This is a genomic window from Mesorhizobium sp. M1169 (assembly GCF_040318345.1).
Classification (GTDB): Bacteria; Pseudomonadota; Alphaproteobacteria; order Rhizobiales; family Rhizobiaceae; genus Mesorhizobium.
On record NZ_JAMYME010000003.1, the window covers coordinates 160,936 to 176,282 of the forward strand.

Here is a 15,347-nt window from a genome sequence, read left to right on the forward strand (position 1 = left end):
TCCCAAGCCCCCGGCCGCCGACTTTGGCCAACCGAATCCGACATTTATTTCGTTGCATTTGGCACTTCTGCGCCGCTCACGCGTTGGAGAGTGTTCAACAAACACGGCGCAGCGGCAGCTAATGGAGCTCTGCGCCAATGTCGGCAAACTCGACAGCCAATGAGGCAAGCGCGACTGGTGGCGGCGAAAAATAGGGTGCCTGGCAAAAGGGGAAAGAGGCCATTGGCTGCGATGCTGGGATGGACGCTGCTGGCAGGCTTCGCGCTGACTACCGCGGCGGTTGCTCAGTCAACGTCAAGCTTTGCGATAAATCCGCCGGCCGCAGCTGCTCCGCCCGACGACGGCCAATGGGCGATGCCGGCAAAGAACTACGCCTCGACCCGCTACAGCGAACTTGCGGAGATCACCGAGGACAATGTCAAGAACCTGCAGGTGGCCTTCACCTTCTCGATCGGCGTCAACAAGGGTCAGGAGGCTGCGCCCCTGGTGGTCGGCAACACGATGTACATCGTGACACCGTTTCCCAACATCCTCTACGCGCTTGACCTTACCAAGCCCGGCGCGCCAATGAAGTGGAAGTTCGAGCCCAATCCCGAGCCTGCGGCGCAGGGCGTTGCCTGTTGCGACGTGGTCAACCGCGGTGCAGCCTTCTTCGAAGGGCACATCTATTTCAACACGCTCGATGGCCACACGATCGCCGTCGATGCGGCCACCGGCAAACCGGTCTGGAACACTCATATCGGCAACATCAATATCGGCGAGACCATCACCATGGCGCCGCTGGTGGTGAAGGGGAAGGTACTGGTCGGCAATTCCGGCGGCGAAATGGGCGTACGCGGCTGGATCAAGGCGCTCGACGCCGGTGACGGGCACGTCGTCTGGACGGCCTACAATACCGGCCCGGACGCCGAGGTGCTGATCGGCCCCGATTTCAAGCCGCATTACGACATGGACAAGGGCAAGGATCTCGGCGTGACGTCGTGGCCGCCCGACGCCTGGAAGATCGGCGGCGGCAATGTGTGGGGCTGGATCTCCTATGACCCGGACCTAAACCTGATCTTCCATGGCACCGGAAATCCCGGTCCCTGGAATCCGGATCTGCGGCCCGGCGACAACAAATGGACCGCCGGCATCTTTGCCCGCGATCCCGACACCGGCGCAGCCAAATGGTTCTATCAGTGGACCCCGCACGATTTGCACGATTACGACGGCATCAACGAGCAGGTGCTGCTCGACATGACCTGGCAGGGCAAGCCCCGCAAGGTGCTGGTCCGACCGGAACGCAACGGCTACGTCTATCTGTTGGATCGCACCACAGGCGAGGTCCTCTCGGCAGTCCCCTTCGGGCCCGTCAATTCCAGCACGGGCGTCGACCTCAAGACCGGCCGGCTGATTGTAAATCCGGACAAGAAGACCGGCACCGGCAAGGTCATCCGCGACATCTGTCCGACCGCATCGGGCCTCAAGGACTGGCAGCCTTCGGCATTCTCGCCCAAGACCGGTCTGCTCTACATCCCGCACAACAATCTCTGCATGGACGAAGAGGGCGTCGAGGTGAATTACATCGCCGGCACGCCCTACGTCGGCATGAACGTGCGCATGATCCCCGGGCCGGGCGGCAATCGCGGTGCTTTCACCGCCTGGGATGTCGCCGCCGCCAAGCCGGCGTGGAGCCTGAAGGAGAACTTTCCGGTGTGGAGCGGCGCCGTCGCCACCGCCGGCAACGTCGTGTTCTATGGCACCATGGAAGGCTGGTTCAAGGCGGTCAGCGCCAGGACCGGCGAACTGCTGTGGCAGTTCAAAACGTCGTCCGGCATCATCGGCCAGCCGATCACCTATCGCGGCCCGGACGGGCACCAATATGTTGCGATCCTTTCGGGTGTCGGCGGCTGGGCCGGCGCGATCGTATCCGGCGATCTCGATCCGCGCGACGCCACCGCCGCGCTCGGCTTTGTCAACGTCATGAAGGATCTGAAGGATGTAACCACGCCGGGAGGTACACTGTATGTGTTCCGGCTCCCTTGAGACGACCGGCCGAGTTGCGCGCGCACGGAGAAAATCTTCCCGGCGGGTTGGCGCCGCGGTCGGCGCACTGGCGCTCTCGCTCGTCGCCGCCGTTGCCGATGCGCGCGAATTGAGGATCTGCGCTGATCCCAACAACATGCCGTTCTCCAATGCCGCCAGGCAGGGCTTTGAAAACAAGATCGCCGAACTCGTCGCGACGGAGCTTGGCGCGACTGTTTCCTACACATGGTGGGCACAGCGCCGTGGCTTCGTCCGCAACACGCTGAAGGCCGGGCTATGCGATCTGGTGCCCGGCGCGCCCGCCAATCTTGAGATGCTGCGCACCACCGCGCCCTACTACCGGTCTTCCTATGTGTTCGTGACACGCAAGGATGCGCCGGAAATCACGTCCTTCAACGATCCTCGCCTGCGCGATCTGCACATCGGCGTCCAGCTGATCGGCGACGATGGCGCCAACTCGCCCCCCGTCCAGGCGCTTGGCCGTCGTGGCATCGTCGGCCATCTCATCGGTTTCCCCGTCTATGGGGACTATTCGGCGCCGAACCCGCCAGCGCGCATCATTGAGGCGGTCGCGAATGGCGACATCGATATGGCCGTCGTCTGGGGGCCGTTGGCCGGCTACTTTGCATCCAGGCAGAAGGTGGCGCTGCGGATCACGCCGGTTTCGCCGCGCGTGGACGGCCCGCAACTGCCGATGATCTTCGACATCTCGATGGGAGTGCGCCGTGGCGACGATACGCTGCGCAGCGAGGTGAACGCCGCCCTGACCAGACGCCGCGCCGAGATCGACGCGATCCTGGCGACCTACCAGGTGCCCCGCCTCGATCCTGTCGGAGCGCCTTGAAATGAAGCGAGGTCTTCTCTTTCTGGTGTTCGCAATCCTCGCGGTTGCCGCTTGCCAGCGTGAGGAACGCGACACGCGTCCACAATCGGCGCTCGGCTCGGGCGATCAACCGGCAGCCGTGACTGCCCTCGAGCCGGGCGGCCAACGGCCGACCTCGTCCGACAGCAAGGCCGGCGTGTTCGAGGCCAACGCCTTCCACCTCAGCGAGGGCAAGCGTCTGTTCAACTGGTTCAACTGTTCCGGCTGCCATGCCAATGGCGGCGGCGGCATGGGCCCGGCGCTCATGGACCAGAAGTGGCTCTATGGCAGCTCGATCGAAAGCATCCACGCCACGATCAGGGACGGCCGGCCAAACGGCATGCCGAGCTTCCGCGACACGATCCCGGATGACCAGATCTGGGAGCTTGCTGCCTTCGTCCGGGCACTGAGCGGCAACGCACCGTCCTCCACCGCGCCGGGCCGCGACGACGACATGATGCCCCATCCATCCGAGAATCGCCTGCCGGACGCCACGACGCTGGGGAAGTCGCCGTGAGCCGCGGTGTCTGGACGGTGGGCGGGTGCACGGCCTGCATCCTGCTCCTTGCAGGGTGCAGCGGCTGGCAATCCGCGCTCGACCCAAAGGGCCCGGCCGCGGGCGAACTCGCATGGCTGATCTGGTTCTTCACAGCACTCTGCACGGTGGTCTGGCTTCTGGTGATGGCCGTGCTGATCGTGCCATTGGCCCGGCGCCCGGCGCCGGTCGGCGATCCGCTTGTCCTCGACGCTGCCGCCGAGCGCAGCAAGATGCGAATTGTCGTCGCCGCACTCGCCGCTACCGCTCTGATCCTGGTCGGCCTGACGCTGCTGAGCTACTTCGCTAACCGGACGCTCGCCGCCATCGGCTCGGATGCGGCGCTGACGATCCGGGTGACCGGGCATCAATGGTGGTGGGAGGTGCGCTACGAAAACGATCAGCCGAACCGCATCCTGACGACCGCCAATGAAATCCACATTCCGGCGGGCGAGCCGGTGCGGCTTGTAGTGACCTCGACCGACGTTATCCATTCCTTCTGGGTGCCGAACCTCTCGGGCAAGCTGGACCTTATCCCCGGCCACGAGAACGTTCTCGATCTGAAGGCGGACAAGCCCGGCGTCTATCGCGGGCAATGCGCCGAGTTCTGCGGCGCGCAGCATGCCAATATGATCACCTTCATCATCGCCGAACCTCGGCCCGTCTTCGATGCCTGGCTGAACGATCAGCTGCGGCCGGCGGCCGCCCCCGTGTCGGCCGAGGCCAAAACCGGTCACGACCTGTTCCTCAAACGGCCATGCGTGATGTGCCACAAGATCGGCGGCACCATCGCCGGCGGCACGGTCGCCCCAAACCTCACGCATATCGCAAGCCGGCAAACGCTCGCTGCCGGCACGCTGACAATGAGCCGCGGCAATCTCGCAGCCTGGATAGCCAATCCGCAGGGGATCAAGCCAGGCGCCCACATGCCGGTGGTGCGACTGGACGGGGACGAACTGAATGCGATCGTCGCCTATCTCGAGGGCCTGAAATGAGCAGCGCCGACGTGGCCCGTGAGCGTCGGCTTGCCGGCGAGCGTGCAGCGGCCGGCAAAGGAGACCTGGCCCCCGAGCGCGACGGTCCTCGCGACACCGGCCTCGCCGACTTCAGCCTTGACCGCTGGCTGGCGCGGACATGGCAGACGGCACCGGGCATCATCGGTGCGCTCTCGAGCGTCGACCACAAGATTGTCGCGCGGCGCTACCTGATCACCGCTTTCGCCTTCCTGTGCCTCGGTGGCCTCAGCGCCGTTGCCATGCGCATCCAACTGTCGGGGCCGGAGCGCGGGCTGATCGGGCCCGACCGCTACAACCAGCTGTTCACCATGCATGGCGTGACGATGATGTTCCTGTTTGCGGTGCCGATCGTCCAGGCGACCGGCATCTACCTCGTGCCGCTGATGGTCGGCACCCGCAACATCGCCTTTCCGCGCCTCAATGCATTCAGCTTCTGGATTTATCTCTCCGGTGGCCTCTTCGCCTGGGTGTCGTTTGCACTCGACATGGCGCCCGACGTCGGCTGGTTCTCCTACGTGCCGCTGTCCGGTCCTGAATTCGGGCCAGGCAAGCGTTCCGACGTGTGGGCGCAGATGATCACCTATACCGAAGTGTCATCGTTGGCGGTTGCGGTTGCCACCATCGTCACCGTGCTGAAGCAACGCGCGCCGGGCATGTCGCTGGACAAGATTCCGCTCTATGTCTGGGCGATGCTGGTCACCTCCTTCGTGATCGTGTTCGCCATGCCGGCGGTCATGATCACGTCGACGTTCCTGATCCTCGACCGGCTGGTCGGCACCCATATCTTCAATCCCGCCGAGGGCGGCGACGTATTGCTGTTCCAGCACCTGTTCTGGTTCTTCGGCCACCCCGAAGTCTACATCATATTCCTGCCGGCTACCGGCATGGTGTCCTCGATCATCGCCGCTTTCGCCCGGCGTCCGGTATTCGGCTATCTGGGCATGGTACTGGCCTTGATCGCAGTCGGCTTTCTGTCGTTCGGCCTGTGGGTTCACCACATGTTCGCAACCGGTCTGCCCAAGCTCGGCGCGAGCTTCTTCACCGCCTCGAGCATGCTGATCGCCATCCCGAACGGGCTGCAGATCTTCTGCTGGCTGGCGACATTGTGGGACGGACGCCCGATAATCAGGACGCCGCTGCTGTTCATGTTCGGCTTCTTCTTCACGTTCGTCGCGGGCGGCCTGACCGGGGTGATGCTGGCGTCGGTGCCATTGGACCTGCAAGTGCACGACACCTATTTCGTGGTCGCGCATTTCCATTACGTGCTGATCGGCGGGTCGGTGTTCCCGCTGCTCGGCGCGACCTATTTCTGGTTCCCCAAGATCACCGGCCGGATGATGAGCGAACGTCTCGGACGCTGGCACTTCTGGCTTGCCTTCCTAGGCTTCAATGCGGCGTTCTTTCCGATGCACATTGTCGGCCTGTGGGGTATGCCGCGGCGGGTCTACACCTATCCGGTGGAACTCGGCTGGGGCAACATCAACCTGTTCATCACAGCCGGCGCGGTCATCCTGTTCCTAAGCTTCGTTCTGTTCACTATAAACCTGGTGTACAGCGCCTCGAGGGGCGCCCCGGCGGGGGACAATCCCTGGAATGCCGGCACGCTGGAATGGGCGACGATCTCTCCACCGCCGAGCTATAATTTCGCTCGGATCCCGGTGGTTACCCACGCCGAGCCGCTCTGGGCCGAACGTGACACGCTGCCTGTCGCGACCGGGCTTCGCGTCGACGCGCGCGAACTTGTCATTTCGACCGTGGCAGAGGCGCATCCAGATGTGCGCGAGAAGTCGGCGACGCCGTCGATCTGGCCATTGTTCGCCGCGCTCGCCGTCGGCGCCACCTTTCTATATTCGATCTTCAGCCCGTGGGCGGTGGTCTGGGGAGCCGGGCCGATCGCCATCACTTTGATCGGTTGGTTCTGGCCGAAAGGCGATCCGGAGGATGAGGAATGAAACAGCGTCCTGCCGCCGATCTTTCCAAACTCCCGACCTTCGGGATCGGACCGCGCAGCCCGACCTGGTGGGGCACTCTCGCCTTCATGGCGCTGGAGGGCACCGGCTTCGCGCTCGCCGCAGGCACCTATCTTTACCTCGCCTATCTATCGCCCAAATGGCCATTGGGCGTGCCGCCGCCCAACCATTGGCCGGGCACCATCGTCACGCTGTTGCTGCTCGCCAGCGTGGTGCCCAATCACATACTGAACCGCTACGCCGAAGCCTGTGCCATGGTGCCCGTGCGCATCGGCCTGATCGTCATGTCGCTGCTCGGTATCGCACCGCTTGTCGTGCGGTGGTTCGAATTTCCGGCCCTCAACATTTATTGGGATACCAATGCGTACGGCTCGATGCTGTGGGTCCTGCTCGGCCTTCACACAACGCACCTGATTACCGACGTCGGCGACACGCTGGTGCTGACGGTCCTGATGTTCACGCGCCATGGCTATAGCGGCCGGCGTTTCGGGGACGTTGGCGACAACGTCTTCTACTGGGATTTCGTGGTCGCGACCTGGATCCCGATCTATCTGTTGATCTACTGGATGCCGAGGCTTGACTGAGATGCGTGCGCTTCGCTTGGGCACATCATGGGGCGGGCTGTTGTCCGGGCCTTTGGCCTGGGCGGTGTCGACGCAGCTGAATTATGCGTTCGTGGAGTGGCAGTGCGCCCACGGTATTCCCGTCATACCGGTCATTGCGCTGGTGCTGACAGTGCTGGCCTTGCTCGGCGGCGTGCTTTCGTGGCGGGCGCGACAGCAAGGTGGCGCCGCCTTTAAACCGGATCGTACGCGCGGCACCGAGCATTTCGTCGCCAATATCGGCATTCTCAGCGCGGTGCTGTTTGCGCTGGTAATCGTCATGCAAGGCGCGGCCTCGCTCATTGTTGACGGCTGCCTACGATGAGCTTCGACGCGCTCTTCTCGACCTCGATCTGCTACGGTGCCGGTGCCTCGCAGGCCGGCTGGACGCTGGCGTTGCCGATCACGCTGCCGCTAACCATGGTCGCACTGCTTTACGCGGCAGGCGCCTTTCGGCTGTGGCGGCGGAGTGCCCGCAGCCGCCCGTTGCGGTTGCGGCAAGCCCTGCTGTTTGCGACCGGCTGGGCCATTTTGGCGGCAGCACTGGTCAGCCCGCTCCACGCATTCGGTGAGCGCGTTTTCACCGCCCACATGATCGAGCACGAGCTGTTGATGGCGGTGGCGGCACCCCTGCTGGTCGCCTCCCGTCCAGCGGCGGCGATGATGTGGGCATTGCCGATCAAGCTGCGGCTGGCATTTGGCGCAGCCGGGCAGGCGAAGGTGCTTCGAGCCGTTTGGGCCGCTGTCAGCCGTCCTCTAGCCGCGACCTTCCTGCACGGCGTCGCGATATGGGCGTGGCACGTTCCGGCGCTGTTCGAGGCGGCGCTTGCACAGGGTGTCCTGCATTATGCGCAACATGCCAGCTTCTTCGGTACGGGGCTGCTGTTCTGGTGGGTGCTGCTGCCGCGTTCAGGCGGCGAACAAGCCTACGGCAGCGCAGTCATGCACCTCTTTTTCACCTCGCTGCACACCGGCCTGCTCGGGGTGCTGCTGCTGGTCTCGCCAAGGCTGTGGTACCCGGTAAACGCAGCCGGCGCGGAATTGTGGGGCCTTAGCCCGCTCGAGGACCAGCAGCTCGCCGGCTTGGTGATGTGGGTTCCGGCCGGCCTGATTTATGGCGGAGCCGCGTTGCTGCTGGCCGGTCTGTGGATTCGCTCAAGTGGACAGAGAAGATGGGAGGCGTTGCATGCGCTCCAGGCTGTCTAAGCTGGTCATTGGTGCCGGGACGGCAATTGCCGTGCTGGCCGCAGCTTGGGCGGCGCTGACGTTGTGGCCGGAGCGCCTCACCAGGGTCGCGCATAAGACGGACAATGCCCCTGGCAGCATCGGCGTGCGCGCAACATCGCGCTTCACTCCGTCCGGACCCATCCTCGGCGCCGCGGCAATTGTCGTGCTTGTTGCAGCCCTGGCCGGGATCGCGTTGTACTTCGAGCAAAGCCGTCGAGTGGAGCAGAAGGCCGACAATGCAACCGGCGGTGTTGGCGCCCGCGCCATACCAATCATCATGGCCAATGGCTGTGCCGGATGCCACACGATCACCGGCGTTCCCAGCGCACAAGGGTTGGTTGGTCCACGCCTCGACGCCAGCTTGGCCACCCGGATCTATATCGGCGGCGTATTGTCCAACAACCCGCGAAATATGGTCCGTTGGATACGCGCCGCAAGGGAGGTCAATCCGCACACGGCAATGCCTTCGACCAGAATTTCCGAGCAGGAGGCGCGGGATATCGCGGCCTATCTCTATTCGCTGAAATGAATGTCATCGCTCATCCCGGCAGCTGCACGCGGCCTGTCTTCACCAGTCGATCGCAGGCCGAGAGATCATCAGCCAGAAAATCCCGAGTACCGCAGCGAAGGCGGGGAAGCCGAAGGCGAACCACAGCCAGAAGAGCCGATGATAGCGCGGCGGCAACGGCGCGCCTGCAGCGGCGGCTTGCGATGCCAGCTTGCGCATCTCCATTTGCATCCAGACGACCGGGAGCCAGAACATTCCGGTGAAGATATAGAGCGCGATCGAAAGTACGATCCAGCCCTCCAACAGCGAGTAGCCTGCCTGCCAGGCGAGCGCGGCTCCGGTCAAAGGCTGCGTGACCACGGCCGTCGCGGTGAAAAGGAAGTCGGCGACGACGACGATACGCGCCACCGCCGCAATCGTCGCGGCATTGCCGGTCCTGTGGGCGAGCAGCATGAAGAAAGCGATACCGACGCCGGTACCAAGCAGCACGGATGCGCCGATGACATGCAGAAATCTCAGCAGGAAATAGAGCATCAACGCTCCTCCAGCACTGCCAAGGCCACAAAGTGCAGCACCAGGATCGGCAACACCTTGAGGAACGGCCCAAGCGGGTCGTTCCACAGCTCGGGGCTCAGGAAGCTTCCGACGACCAGGTAGAAGAGCGAGAGCGCGATGCCGCCATAGAGGCCTTTTCGCGCCGCCGGCCGCCAGGCTAGGAGCGCGCCGACGGCGATGTCGGCAAGAGCACCGGCTATCACGGTCGGCACCGACAATATGCCACCCCCCGTGCTTTGCATCAGCTCGACGCCACCGTTATAGCCGGTGGTCAGCGACACAATACCCGTCACGATCCAGAAGAAGGGCAGGACGACGAAGATCGCAGGCTTGATGAAATACAGCCGGGCAAACCATTTTTCCTGCACCGTTGCCGGATTGAGCGCGAGGAAGCCCGCCAGGGTTTGCGGGCGTATGCCGGTCGTGGCGGTCCAGTCCGAGGGATCTCCAACCGCTCCTCGGGCGATCTCTCTGGCCGCGTTGGTGCGCATCGGTGGACGCCAGCCGAACATCGCGGCAAGGTCGCCGAGGCGGTAGAGAAGCCTTGCAACAGCCGCCGGCAAGACAAACCTGGCTGCAGGAGCCCAGCCGAGCCATCGGCGATAGCTGCCGACGACCTCGTCCATGCTCAGTTGTTCAGGACCGACAAGTTCCAACACGACGCGAGACGGACTGTCGGGATCGAGAAGGAAGACGACTGTTGAGACCACATCGTCGAGTAGCACCACCTGGAGCCGGCCGGTGCCGGGCATGGACGGCAGCACCGGCAGCGAGGCGAGACCCCTAAACAATGCGCTGGCCCCAAACACCGGCCGGCCGAGCACCACGGACGGGCGCAGGATCACCCAATCCAGATCAAGCGCCATAAGCGCTTGGTCGCCGGCCAGTTTCGTCGCCGAGAACGTCGAAGGCTGCGCCCGATCGACGCCGATTGCCGAAAAGTGGATCACCCGGGCAACCCCTGCCCGCGCACAGGCGAGGAAGAGTGCTGCCGCCGCATCGCAATGGACTTCGCGCGTCTTTTCACGAGGGCTATCCTGCAGAACGCCGGCACAATTGACGACGGCGTCTATGCCCCTGAGATGCGGTAGCCAGTCTTCGGGCTGCAGCGCCACCGCCATGTCCAGCACCAGCAATTGATAATTGCCGGTCCGGTTTGCGCCGGGGCTGCGGACCAATCCGATCACCTCATGTCCTTCGGAAAGAAGGCGTGCCACGACCGAGGCACCGATCAGGCCGGTGGCGCCGGTAACCAGGACTTTCACTGGACCCCATTCTCGGACGGCGGGAAAGTATCGTTCATTCCGGTTTATCGCCCTCGATACTCCCCTTCATACCGGAAAGTTCTTCCGTCGTGCATAACAACCGCGGCCGCACCGCATCGGAGATGTCCAGCTTGTCCCAAGGAATGCGGTACATGCTGTCGCGACTGCGCAGTCCAAAGACATTGAGGACCGCAATGCCGATGGCCGAAGCGGACAGACGCTCGAAGGCCGCGTAGATGCCGACATGGTACTCGGCAATCACCAGGTCGTCGCCATCCGATTCTGCGCGTATCTCCTCGATATGACCGATGCTTTTGCCGCGCTGCGAAAGCACATTCCTGCCAGCCAATTGCTCGAGATTGATAGTAGCCATCATCCAGCTCCCGGGATACGCCCAATGACACGGTCGCGCAGCCAGTCCTGCCAGTCGAAAATCGCCGTTTCGCGGACGTCGATATCGAACTCGATGTCGACGCCGATGTCGCGCACCTTGTTCCAGGCGATGCGGTGCGGCTCGGCATGGCGCTTGCCGCCGAGCCTTGCCGCAAGCCGCGCCATCCAGCGCCCGGGCCGCTGGCCAAGCCGGCGCGCCAGCGTGATCGAGCCGAGCTCGACCGCAATGATTTTTGGCGGCTTGCCTGGCCTGAGTTCGGCCACCAGCCCGTCAACCTTGCCGATCTTGACCTGCTCGCGGTCGACCACTTGCTTGTCCAGGATGTCGCGCAGCAAATCCATCACGTGCCTCCGAATATCTGCAAAGGAATGGTCACGATCGCGAGCACGAAACCGAGCGCGATGATGAAGATGACCGCGGCATTCGCTATCATGCCATTGCGGTGCTCGCCGACATAACGCTCGTCGTTCAGCAGGAAGAGGAACGGCACCACGGTTAGCGGCAGGCTGGCGGCCGTCAGCGCCATGGAGAAGATGGTGAGCTTCAGCGGATCGAGACCCAGTGCGATCGGAATGGCGGCGAGAAACAGCGAGACCGTATACGCGGCGCTGAAGCCCGGGTCGTCGCGCGGTTTCAGGTTCTCGCCCCAGGTCCAGCCGAAACCCTGCGCCACAAGGTAGGCTTGCTGCAGGCCGATTTCGAGCGCGGCGCCGAAACAGGCAATGCCTAGTGACGCAACGAACAGGACAAATCCCCAGAAACCGAAGATCTGGATCAGCATCAGCGGCAGTTGGTGGTAGTCGTCGACCTGCACTATGCCGTGTGCTGCCAGAACGAGCGCCGCCACAATCAGCACACCCATAGCGATTGTGCCGCCAAAACTCATGCCCAGGCCGGCAATCGCCCGATTGGCTCCGAGATAGCTCTTGTCCCACTCGTCCTCGATCGCTCCCGACGAATAGAACATGAACAGATAGGGCGAGATCGACGCACCAAGAATGCTGACCGCCATGAACCAGTAGTTGGCCGCGTCGTGATCCGGCAGTGTTGGCACGGCCCCGGCCGCGACCTGCCCCCAATCGGGCTTCAGTATGACGGCGCCAACCACGAAGCACAGCGTGACCAGCCCGAGGATCGCGACGCCTTTTTCGATGAGTCCGAACGTGCCTTTCCAAAGGAACAGCCATGCCAGAAAAGCGACCGGCAGCGCCCACCACTGAAAGCCGATGCCGGTGGCGAGCTCGAGCGCAATCGCAACACCGCCGATTTCGGCTGCCATGACCAGGAAGTTAACCAGCAAAGTGGCGAGCAACGGCCACAGAAAGGCGTTGAAGCCAAACCGTTCCCGGATCCCGTCGGCGATGGTGTGATGACTAACTGCGGCGAAGCGTCCGGCCATTTCGACCAGGAAGATGATGCAGATCGTGCCCAGGACGACGGCCCATATCAGCTGAAACCTGAACGCGGCGCCGGCCTGAGCGGCGGTCGCCATTGATCCGACCTCAAGAAAGCCGCCAACGCTGGTGACGACGCCGAGCGATATTTCGAGCAGCTTCTTCATGATTTCGGCGCGAAATATTTCGCGTAGGACGTGCTCAGGTCGGCGGCGGCGGCCCGCAGATCCTGCTGTGCGTGTTCCACTTCCGAGCGGTTGCCGTTCTGCACGGCCGTGGCCGCGCGAATTACCGCTGCCGAAAGCCGTCCAACCGCGATCGTCAGACCGGCTTGCCCGCCGGGCTCAGGCGACTTGCCGGACTGGATTTGCGCACCGGCATCGGCGAGCGCCTTGCCGGCCGATTGCAAAGTGCGCGACGTGTATTCCGACGGGGCTCCCCCAGCGATCCAGCTCTCCAGGACCAGCGATGCGGTCTGTGCGGCGGAAGCCGCGGTTTTCGACTGCTGCTCGACCTGGCCGGAAGGCGAGCATGCCGTCAGTACAAATATTACCAGCAGCAAGCACAGGCGGTCTGGTCGAGGACCGACGGCTGTAACGGCATTTACAATACGTGCTTGTAGCGTTGCTGCCACACGATTGTTCTCCCCGCACCAAGCGACTTCGGCGCGAAGTTTGATCTAGAGCGCTGGGTGATCAGGTCAACTGAACCGTGATGAACGGCGCTGGCACCGCGGAACAAACCAGCGATCGCCGGATTAGGGGATGAGGAGGCAAAGGCCATGGACAGGGAAGAGCGTATCAAGCAGCGAGCCCACGAGATCTGGGAGCGCGAAGGCCGTCCGCAAGGACGCGAGCGCGAGCACTGGGATCAGGCCGTGCAGGAGATCGAAGCTGAGGGTTCCGAGGCCGAACGCGGCCCGGTCGTGCCCGATCCAACGGTCGAGGCCGGCTCCGATCCGGAGGCACGCGGCAGCAAGCGGCGGCGAGGGACATGAGGCCGATGCCTCGTTTCGTCGCCTGGATCGTGGTCGTACTGGTCGTGCTGTTCGCCGCCTGGCTTATGATCGGGCGCGACAGAACCGGCGGCGGAGGTCAGCCCACGCCGCACGCAATTGATCAAAATGGATAGGAGCCGACATGACGGGAACCGATACTCATCCTGAACAAGACCCGGCGGAAGGATCGCGATCGATAGTGGAAAAGCAGCTCCGCAACGAGCAAGGCGGCGAGGGTCAAGATCGCAAAGCCGAGCCAGCTCCCGACAAATCCGGCAGCAAGACCAAGACACCTTCGGAAGCGCGCAAGAAAGGCTCAGGCTTGGATTGAGCCGGCCGAAAGCGGGCTCACACTGCCGTTTGCCTCGAAATAATAGGGATAGCGCTCCTGGACGATTTCGAGCACCTCGAAGATGCGGCGAAGATGCGTTCGCATCGCCTCTTCCGCCGCAAACGCGTCGGCCTGCTCAAGCGCATCGACAATCCGCCGATGCTGGCCGAGGACCACCGACATGCTGTCGAGGCGCGGAAAAGACAGGAAGCGGAAGCGGTCCATGTGCAGCTTCGCCGCGCTGATGTCGGCCCAGATTCCGGGAAACCCGGCATGACTGGCGATGTGCTGGTGGAACAGCTCGTCCGACTTGAAGAAGCGCCTGTCGTCCGCGATGGAGGCGAACGTCTCCTGGACGGCCAGTTCGCCTTTGAGCACGGCAAGCAGGTCGGCACGGCGCGGGCTCTCGACCGCGCGCTTGATCAGGCCGACTTCGAGCGCTTCGCGCAGAAACTGCGATTTTTCGAGATCGGCAATTCGGAGCGGCGCCACCATGCTGCCGCGCTGCGGATAAATGTCGATCAAGCCAAGACCGGCCAACCGGGCGAGCGCCTCCCTGACCGGCGTGCGGCTCACGCCGAGGGCTTCCGACATCGCCTTTTCAGAAATCAGCTCGTGCGGCTTCAGGCGGAAGGTCAGGATCTGGTCGAGCAAAACCTCGAACGTCCTAGCCGCGACTGAAGCGCCGGGGGCGGTTTCGTCGAGCCGCCCCTCGGTGATGGTCCGCGTTCCCAAAAGCCGTGCCATCGGCGACCCCTTATAGGCTCTGCAGCTTCAAGCCGTTCATGAAATGCCTGCGCAAGCAGCAGCGCTGACGTTATTCCTTGCGCGGAGAACCGCCGATGCGCGCCAGCAGGCCGCCATCGACGCGTACGACCTCGCCGGTGACGAAGGAGGCATCGTCGGACAGCAGGAAGGCGACGACTGCGGCAATCTCTTGCGGCTGGGCGGTACGGCCGAGCGGATGCATGTTGTCGAGGATGCGCAGGATCTCGTCGGGCTTATCGTTGAGCTTGACCGCATCCCGCAGCATCGGCGTGTCGACCGCGCCCGGAGCGACGGCATTGACGCGCACACCGAGCGGCGCATAATCGACGGCCATCGATTTGACCAGCCCGATCAGGCCGTGCTTGGCCGTGCTGTAGGCCAGAACCCCTTCCTGGCTGGCCAGACCCTGCACCGAGCTCATATGGACGATGGCGCCGCGGCTTTGCCGCAGCAGCGGCATCGCCGCGCGGGAGAGCAGGTAGGCAGCCTTGAGGTTGACGTTCATCACCTCGTCCCAAAGCGCCTCGTCCGTGGTCTCCACCGTTCCGTAACGCTGGATGCCGGCATTGTGGGAGAGCATGTCGAGCCCGCCGAACGCGGACCGGGCAAGCTCGACGGCGCGGCCACAGGCTTCAGTGTCGGCGGTCGAGCCAAGCACGGTGTGCACGGTCACGCCGCGCGCCGAAAGCTGCGCCGCGACGTCATCCAGCTGATCGCCCGCCCGGTCGAACAGAATCAGGTCGACGCCTTGCCCGGCCAGTCTTTCGGCGACAGCACGGCCGATGCCCATGGCCGCTCCCGTGACCAGTGCGCGTTTTTTGAACTCAGCCATTTATTCTCCCTCGAACAGTTGCGCAGTGACTACCATGGTAGTCGATCGGCGCCACTTGACGTGCCT

Annotated in this window: 19 protein-coding genes; 11 read left to right on the forward strand and 8 right to left on the reverse strand. The window is 63.5% G+C overall.

Features of this window, described 5'->3' with window-relative positions; all coding sequences use genetic code 11:
• The first annotated feature begins 231 nt into the window (after positions 1 to 231).
• The 9 genes from NKH41_RS04320 to NKH41_RS04360 are packed head-to-tail and all read left to right on the forward strand — an operon-like array spanning position 232 to position 8,766.
• Entirely contained in the window at positions 232 to 2,025 is a 1,794-nt protein-coding gene (locus NKH41_RS04320; RefSeq protein ID WP_352768499.1) for a methanol/ethanol family PQQ-dependent dehydrogenase, read from the forward strand.
• Entirely contained in the window at positions 2,006 to 2,869 is an 864-nt protein-coding gene (locus NKH41_RS04325; RefSeq protein ID WP_352451521.1) for a substrate-binding domain-containing protein, read from the forward strand. Before NKH41_RS04320 ends, NKH41_RS04325 begins: the two co-directional genes overlap by 20 nt.
• A gap of 1 nt (position 2,870) precedes the next feature.
• Complete coding sequence (locus tag NKH41_RS04330) at positions 2,871 to 3,404, forward strand: c-type cytochrome (RefSeq protein ID WP_352768271.1); 534 nt, start codon at positions 2,871 to 2,873, stop codon at positions 3,402 to 3,404.
• Positions 3,401 to 4,417, forward strand: a complete 1,017-nt coding sequence (gene coxB, locus NKH41_RS04335; protein ID WP_352768269.1) for a cytochrome c oxidase subunit II — start codon at positions 3,401 to 3,403, stop codon at positions 4,415 to 4,417. The genes NKH41_RS04330 and coxB overlap by 4 nt, the downstream gene beginning before the upstream one ends.
• Positions 4,414 to 6,390 (forward strand): cytochrome c oxidase subunit I, encoded by a 1,977-nt coding sequence (gene ctaD, locus NKH41_RS04340; protein ID WP_352768266.1) that lies wholly within the window; start codon positions 4,414 to 4,416, stop codon positions 6,388 to 6,390. The genes coxB and ctaD overlap by 4 nt, the downstream gene beginning before the upstream one ends.
• Positions 6,387 to 6,992, forward strand: a complete 606-nt coding sequence (locus tag NKH41_RS04345) for a cytochrome c oxidase subunit 3 (RefSeq protein WP_352457412.1) — start codon at positions 6,387 to 6,389, stop codon at positions 6,990 to 6,992. Before ctaD ends, NKH41_RS04345 begins: the two co-directional genes overlap by 4 nt.
• Position 6,993: 1 nt before the next feature.
• Positions 6,994 to 7,335 (forward strand): hypothetical protein, encoded by a 342-nt coding sequence (locus NKH41_RS04350; protein ID WP_352457440.1) that lies wholly within the window; start codon positions 6,994 to 6,996, stop codon positions 7,333 to 7,335.
• Positions 7,332 to 8,216: a cytochrome c oxidase assembly protein gene (locus NKH41_RS04355; protein ID WP_352768263.1), complete on the forward strand. Its 885-nt coding sequence runs from the start codon at positions 7,332 to 7,334 to the stop codon at positions 8,214 to 8,216. Before NKH41_RS04350 ends, NKH41_RS04355 begins: the two co-directional genes overlap by 4 nt.
• Positions 8,197 to 8,766, forward strand: coding sequence for a c-type cytochrome (locus NKH41_RS04360; protein WP_352768260.1), 570 nt, complete (start codon positions 8,197 to 8,199; stop codon positions 8,764 to 8,766). Before NKH41_RS04355 ends, NKH41_RS04360 begins: the two co-directional genes overlap by 20 nt.
• Before the next feature lie 39 nt (positions 8,767 to 8,805).
• Here the strand turns inward: NKH41_RS04360 and NKH41_RS04365 are convergent, their stop codons facing one another.
• Genes NKH41_RS04365 through NKH41_RS04390 form a run of 6 tightly spaced genes read right to left on the reverse strand, consistent with a single transcriptional unit; the run spans position 8,806 to position 12,915 of the window.
• Entirely contained in the window at positions 8,806 to 9,279 is a 474-nt protein-coding gene (locus NKH41_RS04365; RefSeq protein WP_352768258.1) for a DUF2269 family protein, read from the reverse strand.
• Positions 9,279 to 10,565 (reverse strand): SDR family oxidoreductase, encoded by a 1,287-nt coding sequence (locus NKH41_RS04370; protein ID WP_352768257.1) that lies wholly within the window; start codon positions 10,563 to 10,565, stop codon positions 9,279 to 9,281. Before NKH41_RS04370 ends, NKH41_RS04365 begins: the two co-directional genes overlap by 1 nt.
• Before the next feature lie 34 nt (positions 10,566 to 10,599).
• Complete coding sequence (locus tag NKH41_RS04375; RefSeq protein ID WP_352768255.1) at positions 10,600 to 10,938, reverse strand: hypothetical protein; 339 nt, start codon at positions 10,936 to 10,938, stop codon at positions 10,600 to 10,602.
• Positions 10,938 to 11,300 carry a hypothetical protein gene (locus NKH41_RS04380; protein WP_352768253.1) on the reverse strand — a complete coding sequence of 121 codons (363 nt, stop codon included), beginning with the start codon at positions 11,298 to 11,300 and terminating at the stop codon, positions 10,938 to 10,940. The genes NKH41_RS04375 and NKH41_RS04380 overlap by 1 nt, the downstream gene beginning before the upstream one ends.
• Positions 11,300 to 12,520 carry an NRAMP family divalent metal transporter gene (locus NKH41_RS04385; RefSeq protein WP_352768250.1) on the reverse strand — a complete coding sequence of 407 codons (1,221 nt, stop codon included), beginning with the start codon at positions 12,518 to 12,520 and terminating at the stop codon, positions 11,300 to 11,302. The genes NKH41_RS04380 and NKH41_RS04385 overlap by 1 nt, the downstream gene beginning before the upstream one ends.
• Entirely contained in the window at positions 12,517 to 12,915 is a 399-nt protein-coding gene (locus NKH41_RS04390) for a hypothetical protein (RefSeq protein WP_352768247.1), read from the reverse strand. Before NKH41_RS04390 ends, NKH41_RS04385 begins: the two co-directional genes overlap by 4 nt.
• A gap of 219 nt (positions 12,916 to 13,134) precedes the next feature.
• Here NKH41_RS04390 and NKH41_RS04395 point away from each other — a divergent pair, with 219 nt between their 5' ends.
• Both NKH41_RS04395 and NKH41_RS04400 read left to right on the forward strand, forming a co-directional pair.
• Positions 13,135 to 13,350, forward strand: coding sequence for a DUF2934 domain-containing protein (locus NKH41_RS04395; protein ID WP_352768244.1), 216 nt, complete (start codon positions 13,135 to 13,137; stop codon positions 13,348 to 13,350).
• 142 nt (positions 13,351 to 13,492) lie between these two features.
• Positions 13,493 to 13,681: a hypothetical protein gene (locus NKH41_RS04400; protein WP_352768241.1), complete on the forward strand. Its 189-nt coding sequence runs from the start codon at positions 13,493 to 13,495 to the stop codon at positions 13,679 to 13,681.
• Here NKH41_RS04400 and NKH41_RS04405 read toward each other — a convergent pair.
• Together NKH41_RS04405 and NKH41_RS04410 are read right to left on the reverse strand one after the other, a co-directional pair.
• On the reverse strand, positions 13,667 to 14,428 hold the full coding sequence (locus NKH41_RS04405; RefSeq protein WP_352768239.1) for a GntR family transcriptional regulator: 762 nt from the start codon (positions 14,426 to 14,428) through the stop codon (positions 13,667 to 13,669). The two genes, NKH41_RS04400 and NKH41_RS04405, sit on opposite strands and share 15 nt — an antisense overlap.
• A gap of 70 nt (positions 14,429 to 14,498) precedes the next feature.
• Positions 14,499 to 15,281 (reverse strand): SDR family NAD(P)-dependent oxidoreductase, encoded by a 783-nt coding sequence (locus NKH41_RS04410; RefSeq protein WP_352451506.1) that lies wholly within the window; start codon positions 15,279 to 15,281, stop codon positions 14,499 to 14,501.
• Positions 15,282 to 15,347 lie beyond the last annotated feature (66 nt).